The 21,071-nt window shown below is 69.9% G+C and carries 11 protein-coding genes; 9 read left to right on the forward strand and 2 right to left on the reverse strand.

The features are described from left to right. The first annotated feature begins 20 nt into the window (after window positions 1–20). Window positions 21–251 carry a hypothetical protein gene (locus BXU09_RS08105; RefSeq protein ID WP_078301746.1) on the forward strand — a complete coding sequence of 77 codons (231 nt, stop codon included), beginning with the start codon at window positions 21–23 and terminating at the stop codon, window positions 249–251. Between the two features lie 47 nt (window positions 252–298). Here BXU09_RS08105 and BXU09_RS08110 read toward each other — a convergent pair whose 3' ends face one another. Next, the gene (locus BXU09_RS08110; protein ID WP_078301747.1) at window positions 299–898 is read right to left on the reverse strand and encodes a GNAT family N-acetyltransferase; all 600 of its coding nucleotides are present in this window, start codon (window positions 896–898) and stop codon (window positions 299–301) included. Beyond that, window positions 895–1,320, reverse strand: coding sequence for a ketosteroid isomerase-related protein (locus tag BXU09_RS08115; protein WP_078301748.1), 426 nt, complete (start codon window positions 1,318–1,320; stop codon window positions 895–897). Before BXU09_RS08115 ends, BXU09_RS08110 begins: the two co-directional genes overlap by 4 nt. Window positions 1,321–1,524: 204 nt before the next feature. Here BXU09_RS08115 and BXU09_RS08120 point away from each other — a divergent pair, with 204 nt between their 5' ends. The 8 genes from BXU09_RS08120 (at window position 1,525) to BXU09_RS08155 (ending at window position 21,017) form a co-directional block, all read left to right on the forward strand. Further along, window positions 1,525–2,982 (forward strand): hypothetical protein, encoded by a 1,458-nt coding sequence (locus BXU09_RS08120; RefSeq protein ID WP_240501113.1) that lies wholly within the window; start codon window positions 1,525–1,527, stop codon window positions 2,980–2,982. A gap of 116 nt (window positions 2,983–3,098) precedes the next feature. Beyond that, on the forward strand, window positions 3,099–4,133 hold the full coding sequence (gene mutY, locus BXU09_RS08125) for an A/G-specific adenine glycosylase (RefSeq protein ID WP_240501114.1): 1,035 nt from the start codon (window positions 3,099–3,101) through the stop codon (window positions 4,131–4,133). Window positions 4,134–4,233: 100 nt separating this feature from the next. Continuing rightward, entirely contained in the window at window positions 4,234–5,064 is an 831-nt protein-coding gene (locus BXU09_RS08130) for an isoprenyl transferase (protein ID WP_078301751.1), read from the forward strand. A gap of 389 nt (window positions 5,065–5,453) precedes the next feature. After that, window positions 5,454–5,951, forward strand: a complete 498-nt coding sequence (locus BXU09_RS08135) for a hypothetical protein (RefSeq protein ID WP_078301753.1) — start codon at window positions 5,454–5,456, stop codon at window positions 5,949–5,951. 53 nt (window positions 5,952–6,004) lie between these two features. Then, window positions 6,005–8,326 (forward strand): DUF11 domain-containing protein, encoded by a 2,322-nt coding sequence (locus tag BXU09_RS21890; protein WP_078304871.1) that lies wholly within the window; start codon window positions 6,005–6,007, stop codon window positions 8,324–8,326. Window positions 8,327–8,492: 166 nt separating this feature from the next. Continuing rightward, window positions 8,493–11,282 carry a DUF11 domain-containing protein gene (locus tag BXU09_RS08145; protein ID WP_346417558.1) on the forward strand — a complete coding sequence of 930 codons (2,790 nt, stop codon included), beginning with the start codon at window positions 8,493–8,495 and terminating at the stop codon, window positions 11,280–11,282. 2 nt (window positions 11,283–11,284) lie between these two features. After that, window positions 11,285–16,054, forward strand: a complete 4,770-nt coding sequence (locus tag BXU09_RS08150; protein ID WP_078301754.1) for a DUF11 domain-containing protein — start codon at window positions 11,285–11,287, stop codon at window positions 16,052–16,054. A gap of 808 nt (window positions 16,055–16,862) precedes the next feature. Beyond that, the gene (locus tag BXU09_RS08155; protein ID WP_168174573.1) at window positions 16,863–21,017 is read left to right on the forward strand and encodes a DUF11 domain-containing protein; all 4,155 of its coding nucleotides are present in this window, start codon (window positions 16,863–16,865) and stop codon (window positions 21,015–21,017) included. Window positions 21,018–21,071 lie beyond the last annotated feature (54 nt).

A 21,071-nucleotide genomic window follows, 5' to 3' on the forward strand; every position in this document is an offset into this window, starting at 1 on the left:
AGGGGGGTACGCTGTGACGCATGTTCGGTCGTCGCGTGCCCCCCCATATCGTGTTCGCTTCTAGCGTTGCGCTGGCCGTGCTCTGCGCGGTCCTGGCGTTCCTGGCCGCGCAGTCCCAGAGCTGGGTGTGGGCGGCGGTGGCGGCCGTGTTGGCCGTGTGGTTCGCCGTGGACGCCTTCCGGTCGTTCTCGTGGACGCAGGCGAAGAAACGTCAGGATGCCGAGAAGGCCGCCCAGAACGGTCACCGCTGAGACAATGACCGCTGACCGGTCGGCCCGGTCCTTTCACCCGTCCGTGACTATCCCCCGGTCTGGGTTTTCCTGATCCAGTAGCGCATGGGTTTGGGCGTTTCGTGGTCGTTGCCCAGGTCCTTCCAGCTCAGGGTGGTGGTCAGGTCCGGGCGTTCGGTGTAGCCGCGCGCGGCCCAGAAGGCGTGGTGTGTGCGGTACGGGGTGGGCCGGGCGGGGTGGTCGTCCGGGCGCTGCACGGCGCAGAAGGCGGTGGTGTTCAGGCCGAGGCGGGCGGCGTGCGCCTCGCGGTGGTCGAAGAAAGCGTGACCCAGGCCGCGCCCGCGGTATTCGGCGGTCAGAACACTCTCGCCCAGGTACAGCACGTCAGTCGGGTCGAATTCCGGGGCGTGCAGCGGCGCGCGGATGTCGTCGGTCTCCTGCGTGAGCGGCAGGGCGCTGCTGGCCCCGACGATGGTGTCGCCGTCGCGGGCCAGCACGATGATGGCGTCCGGGGCGTCCAGGTAGGTCTGCAGGTAGCGTTCCTCGTAGGCGGGGTCGCCGTCGTACAGGTACGGGTACGCGCGGAATACCAGGGTTCGCAGGCGGGCCAGCGCGGGAATGAACGGGGCGAGGTCCGGCCCGCCGACGGTGGTGACGCTCAGGCTCAAGCGCTGCCCTGCTCGACCTGCCGGGTCCAGTCCGCGAGGTTGTAGTAGTTGGTCACGCGCGCGATCTTCCCGCCGCGCACGTCGAAGAACGCGCCGACCGGCAGCACGTAGCGCTGCCCCTGTGCTTCGGGCAGGCCGGGGTCGGTGCGCAGGTACTCGCCGTGAATGACGAACTCGGCGCTGGCACGCGCGCCGTCCGGGGTGGCCATGACGGTCAGGTCCTCGGCGCGCTCGCGGTAGTGGGCGTCCATCTTCGCCAGGAAGGCCCGGAACGCGTCCAGGCCGGTCTGGGTGTCGCCCTCGTTGATGTCGTGGCGCACGTCGTCGGTCAGCAGGGCCAGCATGCCGGCCGCGTCGCCGCGGTTGAAGGCGTCGTAGTAGGCCTGCACGAGCTGAACGGCTGTCTGGGTGGCGTCGGTCATGCCCGTCAGGATACGGCAGGGGCCCGGCCGGGCCGTTCGTGCGCGGGTCATGGAACGCCCAGCCTCCCCTCATGAGGCGCGGCCATGCTGCCCTGCGGGGAAATGTGCGGTCACGCGCGAGTATTTCTGCTACTTTAGGAACAATTTACCCACACCTGCCGCGCCCAGAACGCCCAGGACCGCTTTCAACGGAGGAGTCAACGCGTGAAATCAATCCGGTACATCGTTACCCGCCCCTGCCTGCAGGAAGGCAGCCTGCGCCTCCTCAAGTACCTGGAAAGCACCTTCCCGAACGCGGGACCGGCCGTGCTGGTCGACGAGAAAGGCGAGGAGCACGCGGTGCAGGTGGACCTGGACCGCCTGCGGGTGTGGGGTCTGGGCGGGCTGTACCACGCGCAGCACCTGGGCGTGAACGACGTGCTGATTCTCACGCTGCTCGCTCCGGGCCGCTATCAGGTCGAGACGGTCGTCAAGCCGCACGCGCCGCAACCGCCGCCCCGCCGGGAGGTGCCGCGCGTCCCGGAGACGCGGCGCGTGGTGGTGTCCTCCACCCCGCACGTGCGGGAGGTCCGCCTGCAGGAGGTCCGCCCCGAAGCGCCGGCCACCCGGCCCGCCGAACAGCGCCAGCCCGAACCGCGTCCAGTCGAGTCGCGCCCAATCGATTCGCGTCCGGTCGAGTCCCGTCCGGTCGAGGGCCGGGCCGCGCGCCCGCCCGAGCCGCGCGTGACCGAGGTCCGCGCCGCCGAGACCCGTGCTGCCGAGACACGTGCCGCCGAGGTCACCCCGCTGCGGCCCGCGCCGGTCGCCCTCACCCCGGACCTGCCGGCCAGCCCGGCGGGCGGGAGTGGCGGCACGGTCGTCCCGGCCGGCGGGAACAGCAGCGCCGTGCGTCCCGTGGCGTCCGGACGTTCCGCCGCGCCGCTGCGGACCCTGGACGTGAGCTTCGAGACGCCGGAACGCGCGCCGGTCGCCAGCGGCCCGGTCCTGTCTGCCGCGTCCCTGGAGGCCGAGCCGCAACTCGCGGAGCTCGCGCGCCTCACCGGGTACCGCCTGGAACACCTGGGCGGCGGCGTGCTGCGCCTGAACGCCGAACTCGGCACGCACGGGTACTCGGTGCTCGTGGCGACCAGCGAGGCGGCCCTGCAGACGCCCGCCTGGAAGGAGAACGCCGACTACTGCGTGCTGCTGACCACCGAGGAAGGCCGCCCCGCGAACACGCCCTGCCTGACCCGCGAGGCGCTGGGCGCGCTGATCGAGCACGCGCACCTCGCGCCGCTGTCTCCGGTGGACCTGCGCGGGTACTGGAAGGCCGGCAGCATCGACCTGGAGTCGGCGGCCAGCGTGGCGGAACTCGTGAGTTCCCACCTCGCGCAGCGCGGCGCGTTCAGTTTCGTGCTGCTCACGCTGTCGCAGCAGCCGGCGCATTCGGTGGTCAGCGTGCCGCGCCTCGCCGAGCGGCTGGGCAGCGGCGTGAACTACGCCGAGCTGGGCAGCATCCTCGACACCCTGACCCGCCCGCCGTTCCTGGCGCTCACGCCGCTACCCGGCGGACAGTACCTGCTGCGCGTGGGTGTGCCGGACCTGCTGAACGAACTGGCCGAGTACGCCGACGGCGTGCGCCGCCGCGTGCGTCCCGCCGCGCGGGAGGCTGTGCCCGCCTGAGCGTCTCTGCCCCCGACGCGCCCCCCGGACCCTGACAGGCCGGGGGGCGCGTTCTTCAAAGGGGGATGGTGTTCGCCGCGCCCGTCGCGGCCGGACGGGCACCCTACACTGCCCCCGTGTCTCCGTCCGTCCCGGCCTTCCCGTTCCCGCTTCCGGACCTGCGCGCGGCGCTACTGGCGTGGTTCGACCGCACGGGCCGTTCCCTGCCCTGGCGGGCCGGCACCGAGGGCGCGCGGGACCCCTACCGCGTGTGGGTGGCGGAAATCCTTCTTCAGCAGACGCAGGTGGCACGTGGGCAGATCTACTATGACCGCTTTCTGACAGCCTTCCCGACCGTGCAGGCGCTGGCCGCCGCCCCGCAGGACGCCGTCCTGAAAGCCTGGGAGGGCTGCGGGTACTATGCCCGCGCCCGCAACCTGCACCGCGCCGCGCAGCGGGTCGCGCACGAGGGCTTTCCCCGCTCGTACGACGGGTGGCTGGCCCTGCCGGGCGTCGGGCCGTACACGGCGGCGGCGGTCAGCAGCCTCGCGCTGAACGAGGCGCGCGCCGTGAACGACGGAAACGTCCGCCGCGTCCTGGCCCGCCTGCACGCCGAGGCGCACCCCACGCCCGCCTGGGTGCAGGCCCGCGCCGACGCGCTGCTGGACCCGGCCCGGCCCGGCGCGTGGAACGAGGCGGTCATGGATCTGGGTGCGACCGTCTGCACGCCCGCCGCGCCGCGCTGCGAGGTCTGCCCGCTGCGGCCCTGGTGCGCGGCGTTCGCGTCCGGCACGCCCGCCGCCTACCCCGCCCCGAAGGTCCGGGCCGCCGTGCAGGACGTGTCGGTCGTGGCGGTGCTGATCGGCACGCCGCAGCAGGCGGTGCTGGAACGCCGCAGCGGCGCGCTGCTGGGCGGCCTGATGGGCCTGCCCACCGAGCCGCTCGCCGCCGGGGAGAACCCGCAGTCGGCCCTGGAGCGGCTGTGCGCGCGGCTGCCTGCCCGCCCCGGCGCGTTCCTGGGCACCCTGACGCACGTCATGACACACCGCCGCGTCACGCTGCACCTGCACGCCGCGCAGGCCGACCTGCCCCGGCGCGTGGTGGCCGAGGAGGCCCTGTCGCGGCTGGATCAGAAGGCACTGCTCCTGGCCGCGCAGCCCGCGCTGCTGTGAAGGTGGGGCTGTGAAGGTGGGGCTGTGACCGCACGGGCGCGCAGGGCCGCCTCGTCTGTTCGGGGGACGTGAGGGCTGGCGGGCGCGTTAGACTGGGCGCATGTCGTCCGAGCCGCTCAAAGTCGCAGTCCAGACCATTCAGAAAACACGGAATGCGACCCGTGGCGCCCTGCTGTGGGGCTATGAACAGCGTCTGTTACGCGAGGTGCGCGCCCACGGGCACCTGCCCCGCCACCTGGGCCTGATTCTCGACGGGAACCGCCGCTTCGCGCGGGCCAGCGGCCTGCAACGCGAGATGGGACACTCCATCGGGGCCGACAAGGCCCACGAGGTGCTGCAGTGGTGCCTGGAACTCGGGATTCCCGCCGCGACCATCTGGGTGCTGTCCACCGACAACAAGAGCCGCGACCCGGCGGAACTGGCGCACATCCTGGGCCTGCTGGAAAAGGAAGCCCGCAGTCTCGCCACCGACCCCCGCATTCACGCCAACCGCGTGCGCGTGCGCGCCATCGGGCAGCACGACGGCTTTCCGCCGCAGGTGCTGGCCGCCCTGAAGGACCTGGAAGAAAAAACCGCGCACTACGACGGCATGCGCCTGAACATCGCCGTCGGGTACGGAGGCCGCGAGGAGATCGTGGACGCCGTCAAACGCCACCTGACCGCCCAGGCGCAGGCCGGGCAGACCCTGGCGCAGGTGGCCGCCGACCTGGGCCCCGACCACATCAGCGCGCACCTGTACGCCGCCGACATCCCGGACCCGGATTTCATCATCCGCACCAGCGGCGAGATCCGCCTGTCCGGGTTCATGCTGTGGCAGAGCGTCTATTCCGAGTACTACTTCTGCGACGTGTACTGGCCGGGCTTCCGCCGCGTGGATTTTCTGCGCGCCCTGCGGGACTTCCAGGGACGCGACCGCCGCTTCGGCCGCTGACGCGGGCCAGGATGTGCGGCGGGGCCAGGAGCGACGAGTTCCTGGCCCCGCCCCTGTGTCGGGTTCCTGAGCCCCGGCTCTTCATGAAGCAGAGTCGCGGCCCCTGACCGGGGGAGCGCCACGCCCGCGTCCGACACCCCCGCCGGGGGAGCGCAGAGGTGCGCTTGACGCGGGGGCTGTCGACTGGCAGGCGATTTTTTCTGATTTTGAGCGGTTTTTCACGTTGTTCCCGTGGTCAGTCCGGCCGACGCGCGGTCACGCGGTGTTCCGCTACGACGGTGAGGGCCGCCGACCTGTAAGCCGGGCGTAAGACCCGTCTTCCTACGCTGCGGGCAGTCCCAGCCCTGGCCTGCCCCACGCAGTCCTTCCGTCCCAGTCAAGGAGATCTCATGAACACCCGCACCCCCATCCTGCTCACCGCCCTGCTGGTCGGCACAGCCCTCGCGCAGGGCGCCGCGCCGCTCAAGCTGGACCTCAGCATGTCGCTGGTGCGCAGCGTCAAGGTGGACGGCAAGGTGACCGAGCAGTTCTCGCCCAGCCCCAAAAACGTCCAGCCCGGCGACCTGATCAGTCAGGTGGTCAACGTGCGCAACACCGGCGGTAAGGTCCTGAAGAACGTGCCCGTCACGCTGCCCGTCCCCAAAAACACCGTCTACATGGCCCCCGAGAAGGACATGAGCGTGGCCCGCACCGAGTACTCCATCGACGGTGGCAAGACCTTCGCGGCGGCACCCCTGAAGAAGAAGGTCACCGTGACCGAGAACGGTAAGACGGTCACCCGTGAAGTCGAAGTCAAACCCAACGAGTACACCGCCGTCCGCTGGACGATCAGTGAAATCAGCGCGAACCAGACCCTGAAACTCGGCTACCGGGTTCAGGTCCGGTAATGAACCGCTCCGCCCCCGAACACCGCGCCCACCCCTTTCCCCGGAGGAACACCATGAAACGTAGCACCCAACTGATCGCCCTGATGGCCGCCCTGGCCGCCGGTTCCGCCAGCGCCGCCGGCACCCTGGCCGGCACCACCATCGAGAACACCGCGACCGCCAGCTTCGAAGACCCGGCCAACGCCGGCACCACCCTGAACAGCACCTCGAACACCGTGCAGACCGTCGTGCTGCCCAAGCCCGACTTCGACATCGTGTACACCACCAGCGGCATCGCCGACGGCAACACCCTGACCAGCACCCCGGTCCTCACCACCGGCGCGGTCCCCGGTCAGGTCATCGAGACGCCCTACTCGCTGGTCAACAAGGGCAACACGCCCCTGAGCATCGTGCTGAACGCCGACACCACCGGCAGCGCGGCGGGCGCCACCGTCAAGTACTACCTCGTGAACCCTGACGGCAGCCGCGGCGCCGAGATCCCGGCCGGGTCGGCCGTTCCCGTCACCGCCGACAACCCCGCCACGACCGGCGTCGACGAGGGCATCGTGAAGATCGTGCAGGTCATCACCCTGCCCACCGATCCGGCCCTGATCACCCCCACCAGCGTCTTCGGTGCGTCCCCCGAGGGCACCGTGGCCGGCACCGCCGGCGCCGACCCCCTGGTTACCCCCGGCAACGGCTACGCCAGCGGCACCACCGTCCAGGAAGAGGGCAAGGCCGTCGACGCCGACCTGCAGTTCACGCGCATCACGGTGTACGCCCCCGCGCTGGACAACAACCCCAACACCAACCCTGGCACGCCCGTCGACAGCGCCGGCAACCCCCTGCCCCCGGCCAGCGTGCCGCCCGTCACCAGCGTGAACGTGCCCACCGAAGTGGTCGGCAAGCCGGGCGACAACACCCCGGTCGTCAGCGCGCCCGGTTACGTCACGCCCGCCCCCACCACGCCCCCCGCCACGCCCAGCCCCGTGCCCGGCGGCGCGACCGACCCCACCCCCGGCGGTACGCCCATCGCCACGAACGTCGCCGGTGACGAGCAGATCGCCTACCCGATCGCCGACACGAACGCCACCCCCGACCGGGTCCTGTTCACGAACACCCTGACCAACACCGGCGGGGCGACCGACAAGGTCCAGCTGTTCCCGGCCCTGGCCGACGGTACGCCCGATCCCGCCTACACCTTCGACCCGGCCACCGGCGTGTTCACGAACACCACGACCGGCGTGACCATCCGCTTCCTGGACCCCGTGACTGGCGAACCCATCAAGGTGTCCGTCGATCCCACCAACCCGACCGTCGCGCAGTACCCCACCGTGACCGTCCCCAACGGCAGCACCGTCGTGTACCGCACGGAAGTCACCTACCCCGACGCGAACGACTCGGCCCCGATCGCCCCGGTCACCGTGCTGATCGGCGCGGACTCGCTGAAGGACGCCGATCTGGTGTCGAACAGCAACACCAGGAACACCATCCTGCCGCCCGCCGCGCAGTTCGGTGACGCCACCGGCACCCAGGGTGCCGTCGAGACCCCCGCCCCGATCCAGACCGTGAACCCCAACGGACCGACCAGCGGCGCGACCAGCCCGGACTTCACCGACGCGACTGCCACCTTCCCGATGGACGTCGTGAACAACGGCCAGTACAACGACAGTTACACCCTGAGCGGCACGGTGGAACTGACGGACGCCGTGACAGGCATCAAAACGCTCTATCCGGTCCTGTATTACGCGCCGGACGGCTCGCTGCTGCCCCGCGTCAGCAACGATCCGACCAGCCCCGATTACAACAAGTTCATCACGCCCGTCGTGGCGCCCGGCACCGAGTACAAGCCCGTGGCGGTCATCCAGGTGCCGGCCGGCACGCGCACCGGCGATTACGCCGTCACGCAGAACGCCGTGGGGAACTACAGCACCATCCCCATGACCGACACGAACAACATCATCCGTGTGGCGCCCGCCGGGTCCGTGGCGGTGGCCAAGTTCGTCGCCAAGGCGGGCGTGACGGCCGGCAGCAACCCCATCAACACCATTCCCAACCCCGCTGACTACACCGCGACCGGCGCGAACGGCGCCAAGCCCGGCGACAACATCAGCTACCGCATCATCGGGAAGAACACCTACAACACCAGCGTCAACGGCTTCTTCCTGAGCGACACCGTGCCCGCCAACACCACGCTGTTCAGCGTCGCGCTGACCCCCGCGCCCAGCAAGACCATCTACCGCGTCAACGGCGGCGCCTGGACCACCACGGCCCCCACCGGACTGCTCGCCGGCACCAAGGTCGACGTGGCCGTGGACGCCGACAACAACGACCTGCCCGACGCCCTGGCCCCCGGCGCCACCCTCAGCGCCGACTTCATCGTCACCGTCAACTGATCTGACCCGGACGCGCCCTGCACTGACGCGGGGCGCGTCTGTCACACCGGCAACCGCGCCACCCTTTCCGTTTCAGCCAACAGCAGACCTGATATTGCACCCCCCGCACATTTGAGTGCGCCGCCCCACCTTCCCGCGCCCTGCCGGCGCCCCAAAGGAGACTCCCGTGACCCGCTTCCCCCACACCACCACGATGCTGACCGCCCTGCTCGTCATGGCCGCTCAGGCCGGCGCGGCCCGCACGCCGGCTGGGACCGAGATCACCAACCAGGCGCAGGCCGAGTTCGTGCCGCCCGCCGCGACCGACCCGGTGCGGGCCGTGTCGAATACCGTCGTGACGGTCGTGCAGGCCGTGTGTTCGGTCAGCGTCACCCCGGACGGCACGGTGCCCCAGCCCGGCCAGAGCGCCACGCTGCTGCCCGGCGAGCGCGCCGTGTTCGCTTACTCGGTCGTGAACACCGGGAACACCACCGGGAACTTCCCGGTCCTGGCGCGCAGCGAAACCGAAAGCACCGTCAGCCCGGCCCTGCGGGTCGTGCGGGACCTGAACGGCAACGGTCAGCCCGACACGAACGAACCCGAGGTCACGGAACTCACCCTGGCCCCCGACGCCCGCGTGGACCTGTTGCTGGTCGTGAATACCAGCGACGCGCAGGGTGACGCCTACGTGAACCTGATCGCCAGCTGCGCCGGCGGGCAGAACCCGGACAGCAACAACGTCAGCCGCGTGCGTGTCGGGCCGCCCCCGGTGCTGGGCGTGCAGAAGTCCTTCACGCCCGCCCTGGTCCGGCCCGGCACCGAGACGACCGTGACGGTCACCACCAGCAACACCGGTCAGGGTGAGAGCCGCGAGGTGATCCTGACCGACCTGCTGAGCGACCAGATCTCGCAGGGCCTGAGCTTCGTGCCCGGCAGCGCCCGCACGAACACCGGCACGCTGGAGTACACCCAGGACGGCGTGAACTGGACGGCCGCCGAGATCAGCCCGGTCCGGGGCGTGCGGGTGCGCGCCGCGAGCCTCGCGCCCGGCGCGACCATCACCCTGACCTTCCGCATGCTGGCCGGTGCGGAGGCCGAGAACCGCGTCATTCCGAACACCGCGACCGCGCAGACGGGCGGGCGCACCGTGAGCGGCAGCGCCAGCGCCGACGTGCGCTACCTGCCGGCCGTGGCGATCGGCCCGGTCGGCGTGCCCGAAGCGCCCGAAGGCACGCCCGCCGACACGCAGAGCCGCCCGTTCGCGGTGGTGGGGCAGCAGGTGTGCTTCGACCACACCGTGAAGAACACCGGGGACGTGCGCGACAACTTCCGCATCACGGTCACGTACCCGGTGGGCGGCGCGACCAGCGTCCTGTACGGCGAGAACGGCCAGCCGCTCGCGCAGCCGCTGGCGCTGGACCCCGGCCAGACGGCGTTCGTGCGCATCTGCTACGACGCGCCGCAGGCCGGGCCGCTCGAATCCCTGATCACCGTGAACGGCGACCGGGGCACCAGCAACACCACCCGCGACCTCGTGGGGAACGTCGAGGCGACCTTCCCGGAACTGGCCAAGTCCTTCACGGCCACCACCCAGGGCGACGCCGGGCAGACCGTGACCATCCCGGCCGGCGGGACCGTCGCGGCCGGCGACACCATCACGTACACCCTGACCGTCCGTAACCCCTACACCCGCCCCCTGACGAACGCGGTCGTGACCGATCCCATCCCGGCGCACGTGGACTTCGTCAGCGCCAGTGCCGGCGGGGTCCTGGGCGGGCAGCCCGGCGCGCAGACCGTCACCTGGAACCTGGGCACGCTGGCGCCCGGCGAGACGCGCACCCTGACCATCATCACGCAGGTCAGCACCCGCGCCCAGGACGGCGAGTCCCTGAACAACGTCTTCAACCTCGTCACGACCGAACTGAGCACCCCCATGCCCAGCAACGAGGTCCGCACGCCGGTCTGGACGGCCAAGCTGGTCATCCTGAAGACCGTCAGCGCCCAGGAGGCCACGTACGGCGACCGCCTGACGTACACACTGAAGATCACCAACGAGTCCGCCACGACCGCCATCACCGAGGCCGTCGTGACCGACACGCCCGCCCGCGGCCTGGAGTACATTCCCGGCACGAGCACCCTGGCCGGGCAGCCGCTCGCGGACCCGGCCATCAGCGGGGGCGTCCTGACCTGGAACGCGGGGACCATCCCGGCGCGCGGCAGCATCACCATCACGTACCAGACCCGCGTGACGCCCGAGGCGACCGGAGAACTGGTGAACACAGTGCAGGTCAGCGGGACCGGCGCCGGCGGCGTGGCCCGCGCCATCGCCAGCAACCGCGCGACCGCCACCACGAAACTCAACCCGCTGAAGTTCGCACCCATCGCGGACATCGTGGGCACGGTGTTCGTGGACCGCAACCGCAACGGTCTGTTCGACCCGCTGCTGGACACCCCGGTCGAGCGGGCGCGCGTGCTGCTGGCCGGGGGCCGTCAGGTTGTGACAGATCCGAAAGGTCGGTACTCGTTCCCGAACGTGCCCATGGGCACCCACGCGCTGCGCCTGGACCCGAACACCACCCCGTACCCCCCGCTGAAGCTGCCGCAGGACGGCGCGCTCAGCGGCACGCAGACCGTGCATGTGCGCGGCCTGACCAGCGTGGACTTCCCGCTCGCGCCGCTGGGAGGCGATATTGCCGCGCTGCGCCGCACCACCCTCACGGTGGGCGCCGTGACCCTGGACAAGGCCGTGTACGCCACGGAGGGCGGCTACGTGGTCGTCCTGACCCTGAAGACCCCCCGCGCGCTGGAAGGCGTGACCCTGCTCGACCCGCTCCCCGAGGGCGCCGTTCTGAAAGAAGGCGGAAATACTTACTCGGGTAGCCTCGGAGCAGGTGAAAGGACTTTCACCTACCGCTTTGACTGGAAGGGCGAGCCCCGCGCCGCCACGACCGACCCGGTCCTGAGCTGGAGGTACTGAACGTGCAACCCGACTTCAAGCGACTCGCCACTGCCCTCACGGCCCTCCTGGCCGTCAGTGCCGGTGCCGGCGCACAGGAAATCAGCACCAGCCTGCCACTGACCACCGTCGGGGACCAGCTCACCTGGTCGGTCGGCGATCAGGACCTCGCCCTGGACGTTCCCATCGACGGCGCCGTGCGCCTGGAACTGTACAGCCCCCGCGTCGACCAGAGCGACTACCGCAGCGACACCTACTACGGCGACGAGCAGTACGACGCCAACCGCAGCGACGTCACCACCACGTTCACCCTGATCGACAGTGACGGCCGCGCCGTCCTGACCCGCACCTTCACGCCCGGCGCGCACGACTGGGAGACCCTGTTCGACCAGACGCTCCCCGCCGGCCGTTACCGCCTGAAGGCCGTGACGCAGGGCAACGGCAAGAACACCTTCGCCATCCGCCTCGCGGGGATCAGCGCGTCCGTCAGCGCCGACCGCCTGAACGTGAACGTCCACTCCCAGGACTGGGTGCCGGCCGTGAACGTCAGCAGCGACGGCCAGAACCACGTGCTGCGCATGTACGACGGCGACGGTCCCCAGGAACTGCAGGCCCGCCTGCGCGACGAGCAGGGCAACGTCACCCCCCTGACCGTCAGCGCCGACCTGGGCTTCACGGACATCGCGCTGCCCGCCCGCGCCGGGAACTACACCGTCGAGCTGCGGCAGCCCGCCACCGCCCGCCAGTTCAGCAACACGGTCGGGTTCAGCCTGACCCGCGCCGGCACGCCCGAGCCCATCACCATCAGCCGCGTCGACCAGACCGGCCTGCTGCGCGTCACCGCCGAACTGATCCTGCCCGGCAGCGTGACGCCCACCACGGTCGACGCCCTGGTCGGCAAGTCCACCGTCACGGTGGGCGGCACCTTCACGCAGCGCGTCGCGCCCGGCACGTACGCCGTCGTGCCGGGCCCCGTTCCCGGCGCGGACGTCACCGTGGACACCCGCAGCGTCAACGTGCCCCGCAACGGGCAGGGCGAGGCGCGCATCCAGGTGCGCCCGACCGCCAGCCTGACCCTGAGCAGCGACAAACTCGACGTCTGCGTGGGCGACACCGTCACCCTGACCGCCCGCGCCGCCACCGCCTACGCCGGCGAGCTGCCGCTGGACCTGACCCTCGACACGCCGGGCCTGAACGTGGAGGGCCTGAACAGCGTGCAGGGCACCCTGAGCGCCGCGCGCCCCGGCGAACTGCGCGTCACCGGCACCGCCACCCAGAGCGGCCCGCTGACCGTCACCGCCCGCCTCGCCCCGTGGGCCCAGGAGCAGCGCGTCACGCTGAACGTCCTGGCCGACAGCACCGTCCTGCAACTGGGCCGCGACGCCCTGCCGGACGCCACCCAGGGCGACGAGGTCACCGTCACGCTGCGCGTCACGAACACCTCGGCGCGGCCCGTGCCGTACCTGCTGCTCGACACGCCCGGCAGCGGCCTGGAAGCCCTGGGTACCACCAGCTTCACCGGCACCCTGGCTGCCGGCGAGACCCGCGCCCTGAGCTACCGCGCCCGCGTGACCGCCACCGGCACCCTCGACCTGAACGCCAGCCTGCGCACCCCGGACTGCGCCGTCACGCAGACGGCCGCCGGGCAGCTGAGCGCCCAGCCGGTCCCGGCTGCCGAGGCGCCCGCGCAGCGCCGCGCGAGCAGCGTCACCCTGCCCTTCGACGCGCCCCGTCAGGCGACCGAACTGATCGTCGCGCACCGCGCCCCTACCGGCGCGGCCCTGGTGCCCGGCAGCAGCCGCCTGGACGGACAGCCGATCGCCGATCCCGTCCGCGGTCCCAGCGGCACGCTGTACTGGGTGCTGCCCGAACCGGCCAGCAGCCCCGCCACTGCCAGTGGGGCCGCGCTGCGCGGCGCCGTCACGTACGACCTGTCGCACGAGGGACCGCTGCCCACCCTGGACGCCCCGGCGCTGCTGGCCCGCTTCAAGGGGGAACGCAGCGAGAACCTCGAGGGCCGCGTCGACCTGAACGACCTGAACGCTGCACAGAGCGTCACCGCGCCCACCGCGACCGTCACCGAGAACGCCGGCGCCATCAAGTTCCCGCTGAACGGCTCGCAGGTCCGAATCCGCGACCGCATCAGCGTCGTGGTCGAGGTGCCGGCCGACCAGACCGCCCGCCTGAACGTGAACGGCATGCCCGTCCCGGACGACCAGATCGGCGAGGTCACCACCGACGCCGAACGCGGCACCCGCCGCGTCACCTACGTCGGCGTGCCCCTCAGGACCGGCGCGAACACCCTGCAGTACGGCCAGGACAGCGTCCAGGTGCAACTGGTCGGCGCGACCGCCCGCGTGGAAGTCCTGCCCGGCGACCTGATCGCCGACGGCAGCACCCCGCTGCGCCTGCGCCTGCGCGCCCTGGACGCCAGCGGTAACCTGACCACCCAGTCCACACTGACGCTACGCTCCAACCTCGAGCCGCGCACCCCCGACCAGAACCCCACCGAGGCCGACTACCAGATCACCCTGGTGGGCGGCGAGGGCGAACTCGTCCTGAACCCCCAGTCGTCGCCCACCACCCTGAAACTCGGCGTGCTGGTCGGCCAGGAAGTGCGACCCTACACCTTCGAGGTCCGGCCCGACAGCAGCCGCGTCGGCGTCGGCGTGGTCAGCGCCACCCTCGGCCTGGACGGCAACCTGAACCTCGCCGACGACCTGACCTGGACCGCCCGCGCCTCCTACGAAGGGCCGCTGGCCGGCGGGAAACTGTACGTCTCTGCCGACAAGGACGGCCTGCCCACCGACCGCGACACCCTCAAGCGTTTCAGCGTGTACGGCGACAGCAGCACCGAGAGCGTGCCCCTGCAGGGCATCGACCCGGTCGCGCTCAGCTACGACCACCCCACCCTGCGCGCCGAGTACCGCCAGACCAGCCTGCCCATCGACGTCCTGCCGGTCGGCGAGCAACTGACTGCCCTGACCGTCACCAGCAAGAGCAACCCCCAGGTGTCCGCCTTCGCCGCGCTCGTCCCGGACGCCCGCGTCAGCGAGCAGCGCCTGACCCCCGAAGGCACCCGCCTGCTGCGCCTGAACAACGCCAGCCCCGTCACCGAAGGCAGCGAAACCCTCGAACTGCTCACCCTGGAACGCGACACCGGCAAGGAACTGCGCCGCGTCACCCTGACCCGCAACGTCGACTACATCCTCGACCACCGCACCGGCATCATCACGCTCGCCCGCGCCCTGGACCGCACGGACGCGCAACTGAACGACCAGATCGTCCTGGCCAGCTACCGCCTCAGCGACCCGCTGCGCCAGCGCAAGGCAGCGTTCGGCGCGCAGGTCAAGTACACCGGCCAGAACTACACGGTCGGCGCGGCCGCCATCAGCCTCGACCAGACCGTCACGACCGGCGCCCGCGCCACCTACGACAACGGCACCACCCGCACCGACGGCCTGCTCGCCTACTCCGGCGGATTCCAGGCCAGCGCCGACCTCAGCACCACCCTCGGCCAGAACACCATCCAGGCGCGCGTGCGCTACCAGGACGGCACGTACAGCGGCCTCGCGCCCTTCACGCCCGGCCTGACCACCAGCGCCAGCATCGACAGCCGCCTGACGGGCAACCTCAGCAGCAGCGTCCAGGCCGAATACCACAACACCCTGGGCACCGCCGCCACCGACACCAGCGGCGGCAGCGTCACCGGCCGCGCCGACTACCGCCTCGCGCCGTTCAGCGTCGGCGCGGGCCTCAAGTACGCCTTCGGGGACCAGTACGGCGTCGGAGCTGTCCTTAGCGCCGGCTACCACCAGAAACCCCTGGACGTGGACATCACCCACACCCAGCCGCTGACCGGGAACCTCGACCCCACCACCACCATCACCACCCGCTACGCCATCACCGACGCCGTCAGCGTCGGCCTGAGCGACCAGATCAACTGGAACAAGGGCCACACCGCCGCCCTGACCCTCGACAGCCGCCTGGGCAACACCAACTACCAGGTCGCCTACGACCTTCCCAACGCCGGCGGCCAGGGCAACCGCGCCCGTTTCGGCGTCACCACCACCCTGCCCCTCACTGACCGCGTCACCGCCGGCCTGCGCGGCAGCGCCACCTACAACCTCGCCACCGCCCAGACTGAACTCGGCGCCGGCGCCGACCTGCGCTACGGCACCGACCGAGTCACCGCCACTGCCGGCACGGACCTCACGTACACCGCCAGAGGCTTCGGCGTGGTCCTGCGCACCGGCGTCACCGGCAGCCTCAGCGACCACCTGAGCCTCACCGCCGACGGCCTGATGGAATTCGGCGCCGGCAAGAACGGCCAGCGCGCCGCCATCGGCTACGCCTACCGCAACCGCACCTTCAACTCCCTGGGCACCGTCCGCTACATCAACGGCACCCTGGCCGGCAACCAGCCCGAACTGAGCAGCAACTTCGCCGCCGAGTACCGCCAGCCCACCTGGGCCGTCCGCGCCGGACTGGACACCCGCACCCTCCTGAACGACCCCGACAGCTTCACCGCGCAGTTCGGCGCCAGCAGCACCTACTACGTCAACGACCGCTTCGGCGTGGGCGTCTGGGGCCGCGCCATCACCCAGCCCGCCAGCGGCACCACCCAGTACGGCTACGGCCTCGAAGCGTCCGTCCGCGCCCTGCCCGGCACCTGGATCACCGCCGGGTACAACCCCGCCGGCTTCACCGGCATCGGCAGCACCTACACCAAACAGGGCGCCTACCTGCGCCTGGACCTGACCCTCGACGAAACCCTCGGACAGAACAGGTAACCCGCACCCACCCGGTGGGGGAGAGGCGGCCCGGCCGTACTCTCCCCATTTTCCTTCATGAGGACGCAGTTTTCCCCGACCTTTGTAAGGCCGTCGCAAGAAGTCACGCAGGAAAATTTCACGAAATGACCCGCCCCCCACCCCACCCGGAAAGCGAGGACCACATATGACCGCACCCCCCAGCAGAAGCTCCCGATTCTCCTCCCGGCTCCGGCAGACGGCTGCGGCCCTGCTGGGACTGGCCGTGACCGGCACGGCCCTGGCAGATCGCCCCCTGCCGACCACGCCCACCTACAAGTTCCAGGGCCGCATCGACTATGTGACCACCGGCGCCAGCTTCCGTACCCTCAGAAACTCTGCGACGACGGCTACCGACGCCTGCCAGGTGGGCACCACGGCCACGTCACAGGCTGTGACTGGCGTGCCAGCGGGCGCCACCATTGTCAAGGCATTGCTGTACTGGGCGGCCTCTGCTGACCGGAACGGTAAGACGGCAACGAATCCAGGCACTGTTCGTAATGACACCGCTGTGACGTTCGATGGGATTGCTGTTAACGCACAGACGCAATACGATGATATTCTTCCGGTGATTTCTGGTGGGACAACTTTTGCTTACAATGGGTATTTTGCGAATGTTGCAGATATAACGACGTACATATCGGGTCTTGCAGATCCGAATAAGCAGTACACAATGTCGAATCTCACCATAATGTCCAGTAATTTTGGTAATGGTGGACAGTTTTTGGCCACTGAAGCGGGACTGAACTCATTGCATTGCTTCGACTCTACTGTGCTGGGTGGATGGGGTATGTATATCATCTACGAAACCCCTACTGATACCTACAAAAATATGGTGATCTACGAGGGTTTCGACCGCAGCCAGAACGAACTGACCACCCGCACCGTCAATGGACTGGTCGTCCCCAGCGTCTTTGAAGCCAGAACGTCTGTCCTGGCCTGGGAAGGCGACGAAACCCTGAACGTCAATACCACGACCAACGTTGCTGAGGCGCTCAGCTTTGGGGCTGGACAGGCGCCCTCGGCCATCAACAACATCTTCAACGTGGGTGGTGCCCTCAGTGGTCCCCGGCAGGGCATCTTCAACAGCACCATCAGCAGCGGCCTCAGCTCCGGGATCACGGCCACCGCGACCGGACGGGACGACGCCTATGGCGTGGACTTCGACACCTTCGACGTGACCAGCAAGGTCACCAGCGGGGCGTCCTCGGCCACCCTGAACATCCAGGGCAGCCAGGACCTGTTCTACATCAGCAGCGTGCCCCTGCTGATCACCAGTGGCGTCGCTGACCTGTCACTCACCAAGACCGTCAGCAGCGCCGCGCCCATTCAGGGGGGCAACGTCACGTACACCGTCACGCTGCGCAACGACGGCCCGGACCCCGCCTCCGGCCCGGCCGTTCCCACGGAGAACGTGCAGGTGCGGGATATCCTGCCTGCCGGACTGAGTTTCGTCAGTTCCTCGGCCGCCACCGGCACCTATGATTCGGCCACGGGCATCTGGAGCGTTCCGAGCCCCGTGACGGGCGACACGACCACCCTGACGATCACCGCGACCGTCACGGGAACCGGCACGATCACGAACGTCGCAGAGATCATCTCGTCCCCCCAGCCGGACAGCGACTCGAGAACGAACAACGGCATCACCACCGAAGACGATTACGCCAGCGTTCCCCTCACCGTCTCGCCACCACGCCTGAACGTCAGCAAGTCGTTCTCACCCACGACCGTTTCTGCGGGCGGCGTGACGGCCCTGAACATCACGGTCACCAACCCGTACGCGTTCGCCACGAGCGCCCTGGCCATCACGGACAACATCGCGGCCACCATGGGCCTGAGCCTGCCGCTGCCGCTGCGGGTCACGGCAAACTCCTGCGCGGGTAGCACCATTGTCACGGGGACCGGCAACACGGTCCTGACGAACGGTGGCGCAGCCATCGAAAGCAATGACGGGGCCATCCGCCTCACGGGCGGCAGCATCGCCGCGAACGGAACGTGCAGCGTGACCGTGGACGTCACGGTCGTGAACGCGGGCGCCGCCACCCGCACGAACACCATTCCCGCCGCGAACGTGACCGGCACCGTGAACGCCCAGGCCGCCACGGGCGCCGCGCCCGCCACGGCCACCCTGACCACGACCGCCAGCACGGCGGGCGCCCCCTACACCTGCGACGCGCGCTTCTACCAGATCCGTCAGGATACCAGCACGCTGCTGTCGAACCTGTACCTGCTGGACCGCAATAACCTCAGCACGGGCGGCGCGGCCCAGTGGGCCGGCGGATTCGGTCCTGGCCTGAATGCCCTGGCGTTCAACAAGGGTGACGGGTACTTCTACGCGCTGAACATCACGCCGTTCACGACCGGAGCGCCGTTCCGCCTGTACCGTCTGGGGCAGAGCGGTGCGGTCGAGGTGTTCAACACCACCATTCCCGCCGGTAGTAGCATCGCGGCGGCCGCCGTGGATTCCACCGGCGTGATGTACGTTCACAGGCTGGCGCAGGAGACGCCGCTGTACCGCATTCAGCTGCCCACCACGAGCGGCGGCGCCATCAGCATGCTGAGCACCCTGACCCTGTCGCAGGCCCTGCCGATCTTCGACCTGGCGTTCAACCCGGTGAACAACCTGCTGTACGGCGTGTTCACGCCGGGCGGCGTGATGGAGATCAACCCCACGACCGGCGCTTCCGTGCTGCGCGGCACCTTCCCCGGCTTCACGACCGCCAACGCCATCGGCAGCGCGTTCTTCGACGTCAGCGGCACCCTGTACGCGTACCAGAACGGCGGCACGTACGGCACTATCAACCTGTCCACCGGGGCCTTCACCACCCTGGCGACCGGATCTGTCGCGGCGCAGTCCGACGGGGCGTCCTGCGTGTTCCCGGAAAACCGGATCGACACCGTGAAATCCGTGGGAACCGTCACTGCCGTCAGCGGGCTGGTGTTCGACGTGCCTTACACCGTGACCGTCAAGAACACCGGGCCGGTCAGCAACCCGAACGTGCAACTCACCGAGAACCTGACCCGCACCTTCACGACCGGCACCCTGAGCATCGTGGCCGGCCCGACCGTCACGAGCGGCGCGGTCACGGCGAACAGCGGCTTCAACGGCACCACGAACACCGCGCTGCTGACCGGCACGAACACCATGGCGGCCGGGGCCAGCGCGACCGTGACCTTCACGGTGCGTGTGTCCTACCCTGACGCGGCCAGCCTGCCCGCCAGCGGCAGCGTCCTGAACAACACCGTGTACGCCAGCACGACCGGCAGCGCCAACCCGGGCTACACCTTCGTGGGCGGCACGGCGATTCCCCCGGTGGACCTGCTGGCAACCGACATCTCGACGAACGGCAACACCCCGCCCGCCACGGCGAACGGGGACACGCAGTCGGCCACGCCCGTCACGCTGCCCGACATCGCTGATCTGGCGATCGACAAGAGCGGCCCGGCTGCCGTGGGCAGTGGCGGCAGCGTGACGTACACCATCCGCGTGTGGAACAACGGATCCCGGAGCGTGACTGGGGCGAGCGTGACGGACGCGCTGCCCGCCGGGTTCACGGTGACGGGCCTGAGCTGCGCGGCGACCGGCACGGCCACCTGCGGTACGCAGAGCTTCACGGCCAGCAGCGTGAGCATCGTCACGGGCACGCTGAGCCTGGACACAAACACGGCCAACGCCACGCCGGACGGCAACTTCCTGACGTACACCCTGACCGGCACCGCGACCGCGACCGGGAACCTCAGCAACACCGCCAGCGTGACCACGCCTGCCGGGACGACCGACCTGACACCCGCCAACAACACCAGCGCCGCCGTGGTCACGCGCGTGATCGACGCCGTGAACGACCCGGCCGTCAACTTCGGCTTCGGCGTGGGCGGCACCGTCACTGTGCTGGGCAACGACACGGTGGGCGGCGCGGCCGCCACCACCACCAACGCGACCGTCACCGTCCAGAACAACGGCGGGATCACGGGCCTGACCGTGAACGGCAGTGGACAGCTGGTCGTGCCCGCCGGAACGCCTGCCGGAACGTACAGCGTCACGTACCAGATCTGCGACGCGACCGTCACGACCGCCTGCGACACGGCGACCGTGCAGGTCACGGTAGACGCTGCCGTCACCAGTGATCTGGCGGTCAGCAAGACCGGCCCGGCCTTCGCGCAGCCCGGCGGGACCATCACGTACACCATCCGCGCCTGGAACAACGGCCCCACCGTCAGCAGCGCCACCGTGACCGATACCGTCCCCGCCGACCTGACCGGTGTGTCCTGGACCTGCGCCGGCACGGGCGGCGCCACCTGCGGCGCGGCGAGCGGCAGCGGCAACGCCATCAGTGTCGGGGCGACCCTGCCGGTCGATACCGGCGTGGCAACCACGGCCGACACGGCCTTCGTGACCGTCACCGTGACCGCCACCGCCCCGTCCGCCGCCACGCTGGAAAGCACCCCGGCCGCCCGGACGATCACGAACACGGCTTCCGTCAGTGGCCCGAACACCGACCCCACGCCTGCGAACAACTCGGCGAGCGCCGTGACGAACATGGTGTACGGCAAGCTGACCAAGGAGGTCCGGAACGTCACGAAGAACACCGCGTTCGGCACGTCCGGCGGCGGCCTGCCACTGGAAGTGCTGGAGTACTGCATCGCCTTCCAGAACCTGGGCGGCGCGGCCCTCCCGAACTTCGTGTTGGTCGATCACGTTCCCGGCAACACGAACGCCCTGATCACCGCCTACGACGCGGACGAGCCCAGCGCGGCGACCGGCTTCGGCGTGAAGCTCACGCGTGGCGCGGTCACCTCGTACCTCAGCAGCAGCGCCGCCGATGCCGACGGTGGCCGCCTGACCACCACGGGCGGCACCTTCGCGCGCGGCACCATGACGGTCACGCTGGGCACCCTGGCGGTCGGCGAGTCGGGCCGCGCCTGCTTCCAGACCACCATCCGCTGACCGCTCCGTAACCCGCTTCACAGTCGGCTCGACTGGACAGGCCCTCCCGCGCGG

Origin of the sequence: Deinococcus sp. LM3 (assembly GCF_002017875.1) — a bacterium.
Lineage (GTDB): Bacteria > Deinococcota > Deinococci > Deinococcales > Deinococcaceae > Deinococcus.

What these genes read in the sequence shown, in the direction of transcription:
- BXU09_RS08130 (WP_078301751.1), top strand. Translation starts at nt 4,234, where the DNA reads ATGTCGTCCGAGCCGCTCAAAGTCGCAGTCCAGACCATTCAGAAAACA.
- BXU09_RS08105 (WP_078301746.1), top strand. Translation starts at nt 21, where the DNA reads ATGTTCGGTCGTCGCGTGCCCCCCCATATCGTGTTCGCTTCTAGCGTT.
- BXU09_RS08115 (WP_078301748.1), bottom strand. Translation starts at nt 1,320, where the DNA reads ATGACCGACGCCACCCAGACAGCCGTTCAGCTCGTGCAGGCCTACTAC.
- BXU09_RS21890 (WP_078304871.1), top strand. Translation starts at nt 6,005, where the DNA reads ATGAAACGTAGCACCCAACTGATCGCCCTGATGGCCGCCCTGGCCGCC.
- BXU09_RS08155 (WP_168174573.1), top strand. Translation starts at nt 16,863, where the DNA reads ATGTATATCATCTACGAAACCCCTACTGATACCTACAAAAATATGGTG.
- BXU09_RS08135 (WP_078301753.1), top strand. Translation starts at nt 5,454, where the DNA reads ATGAACACCCGCACCCCCATCCTGCTCACCGCCCTGCTGGTCGGCACA.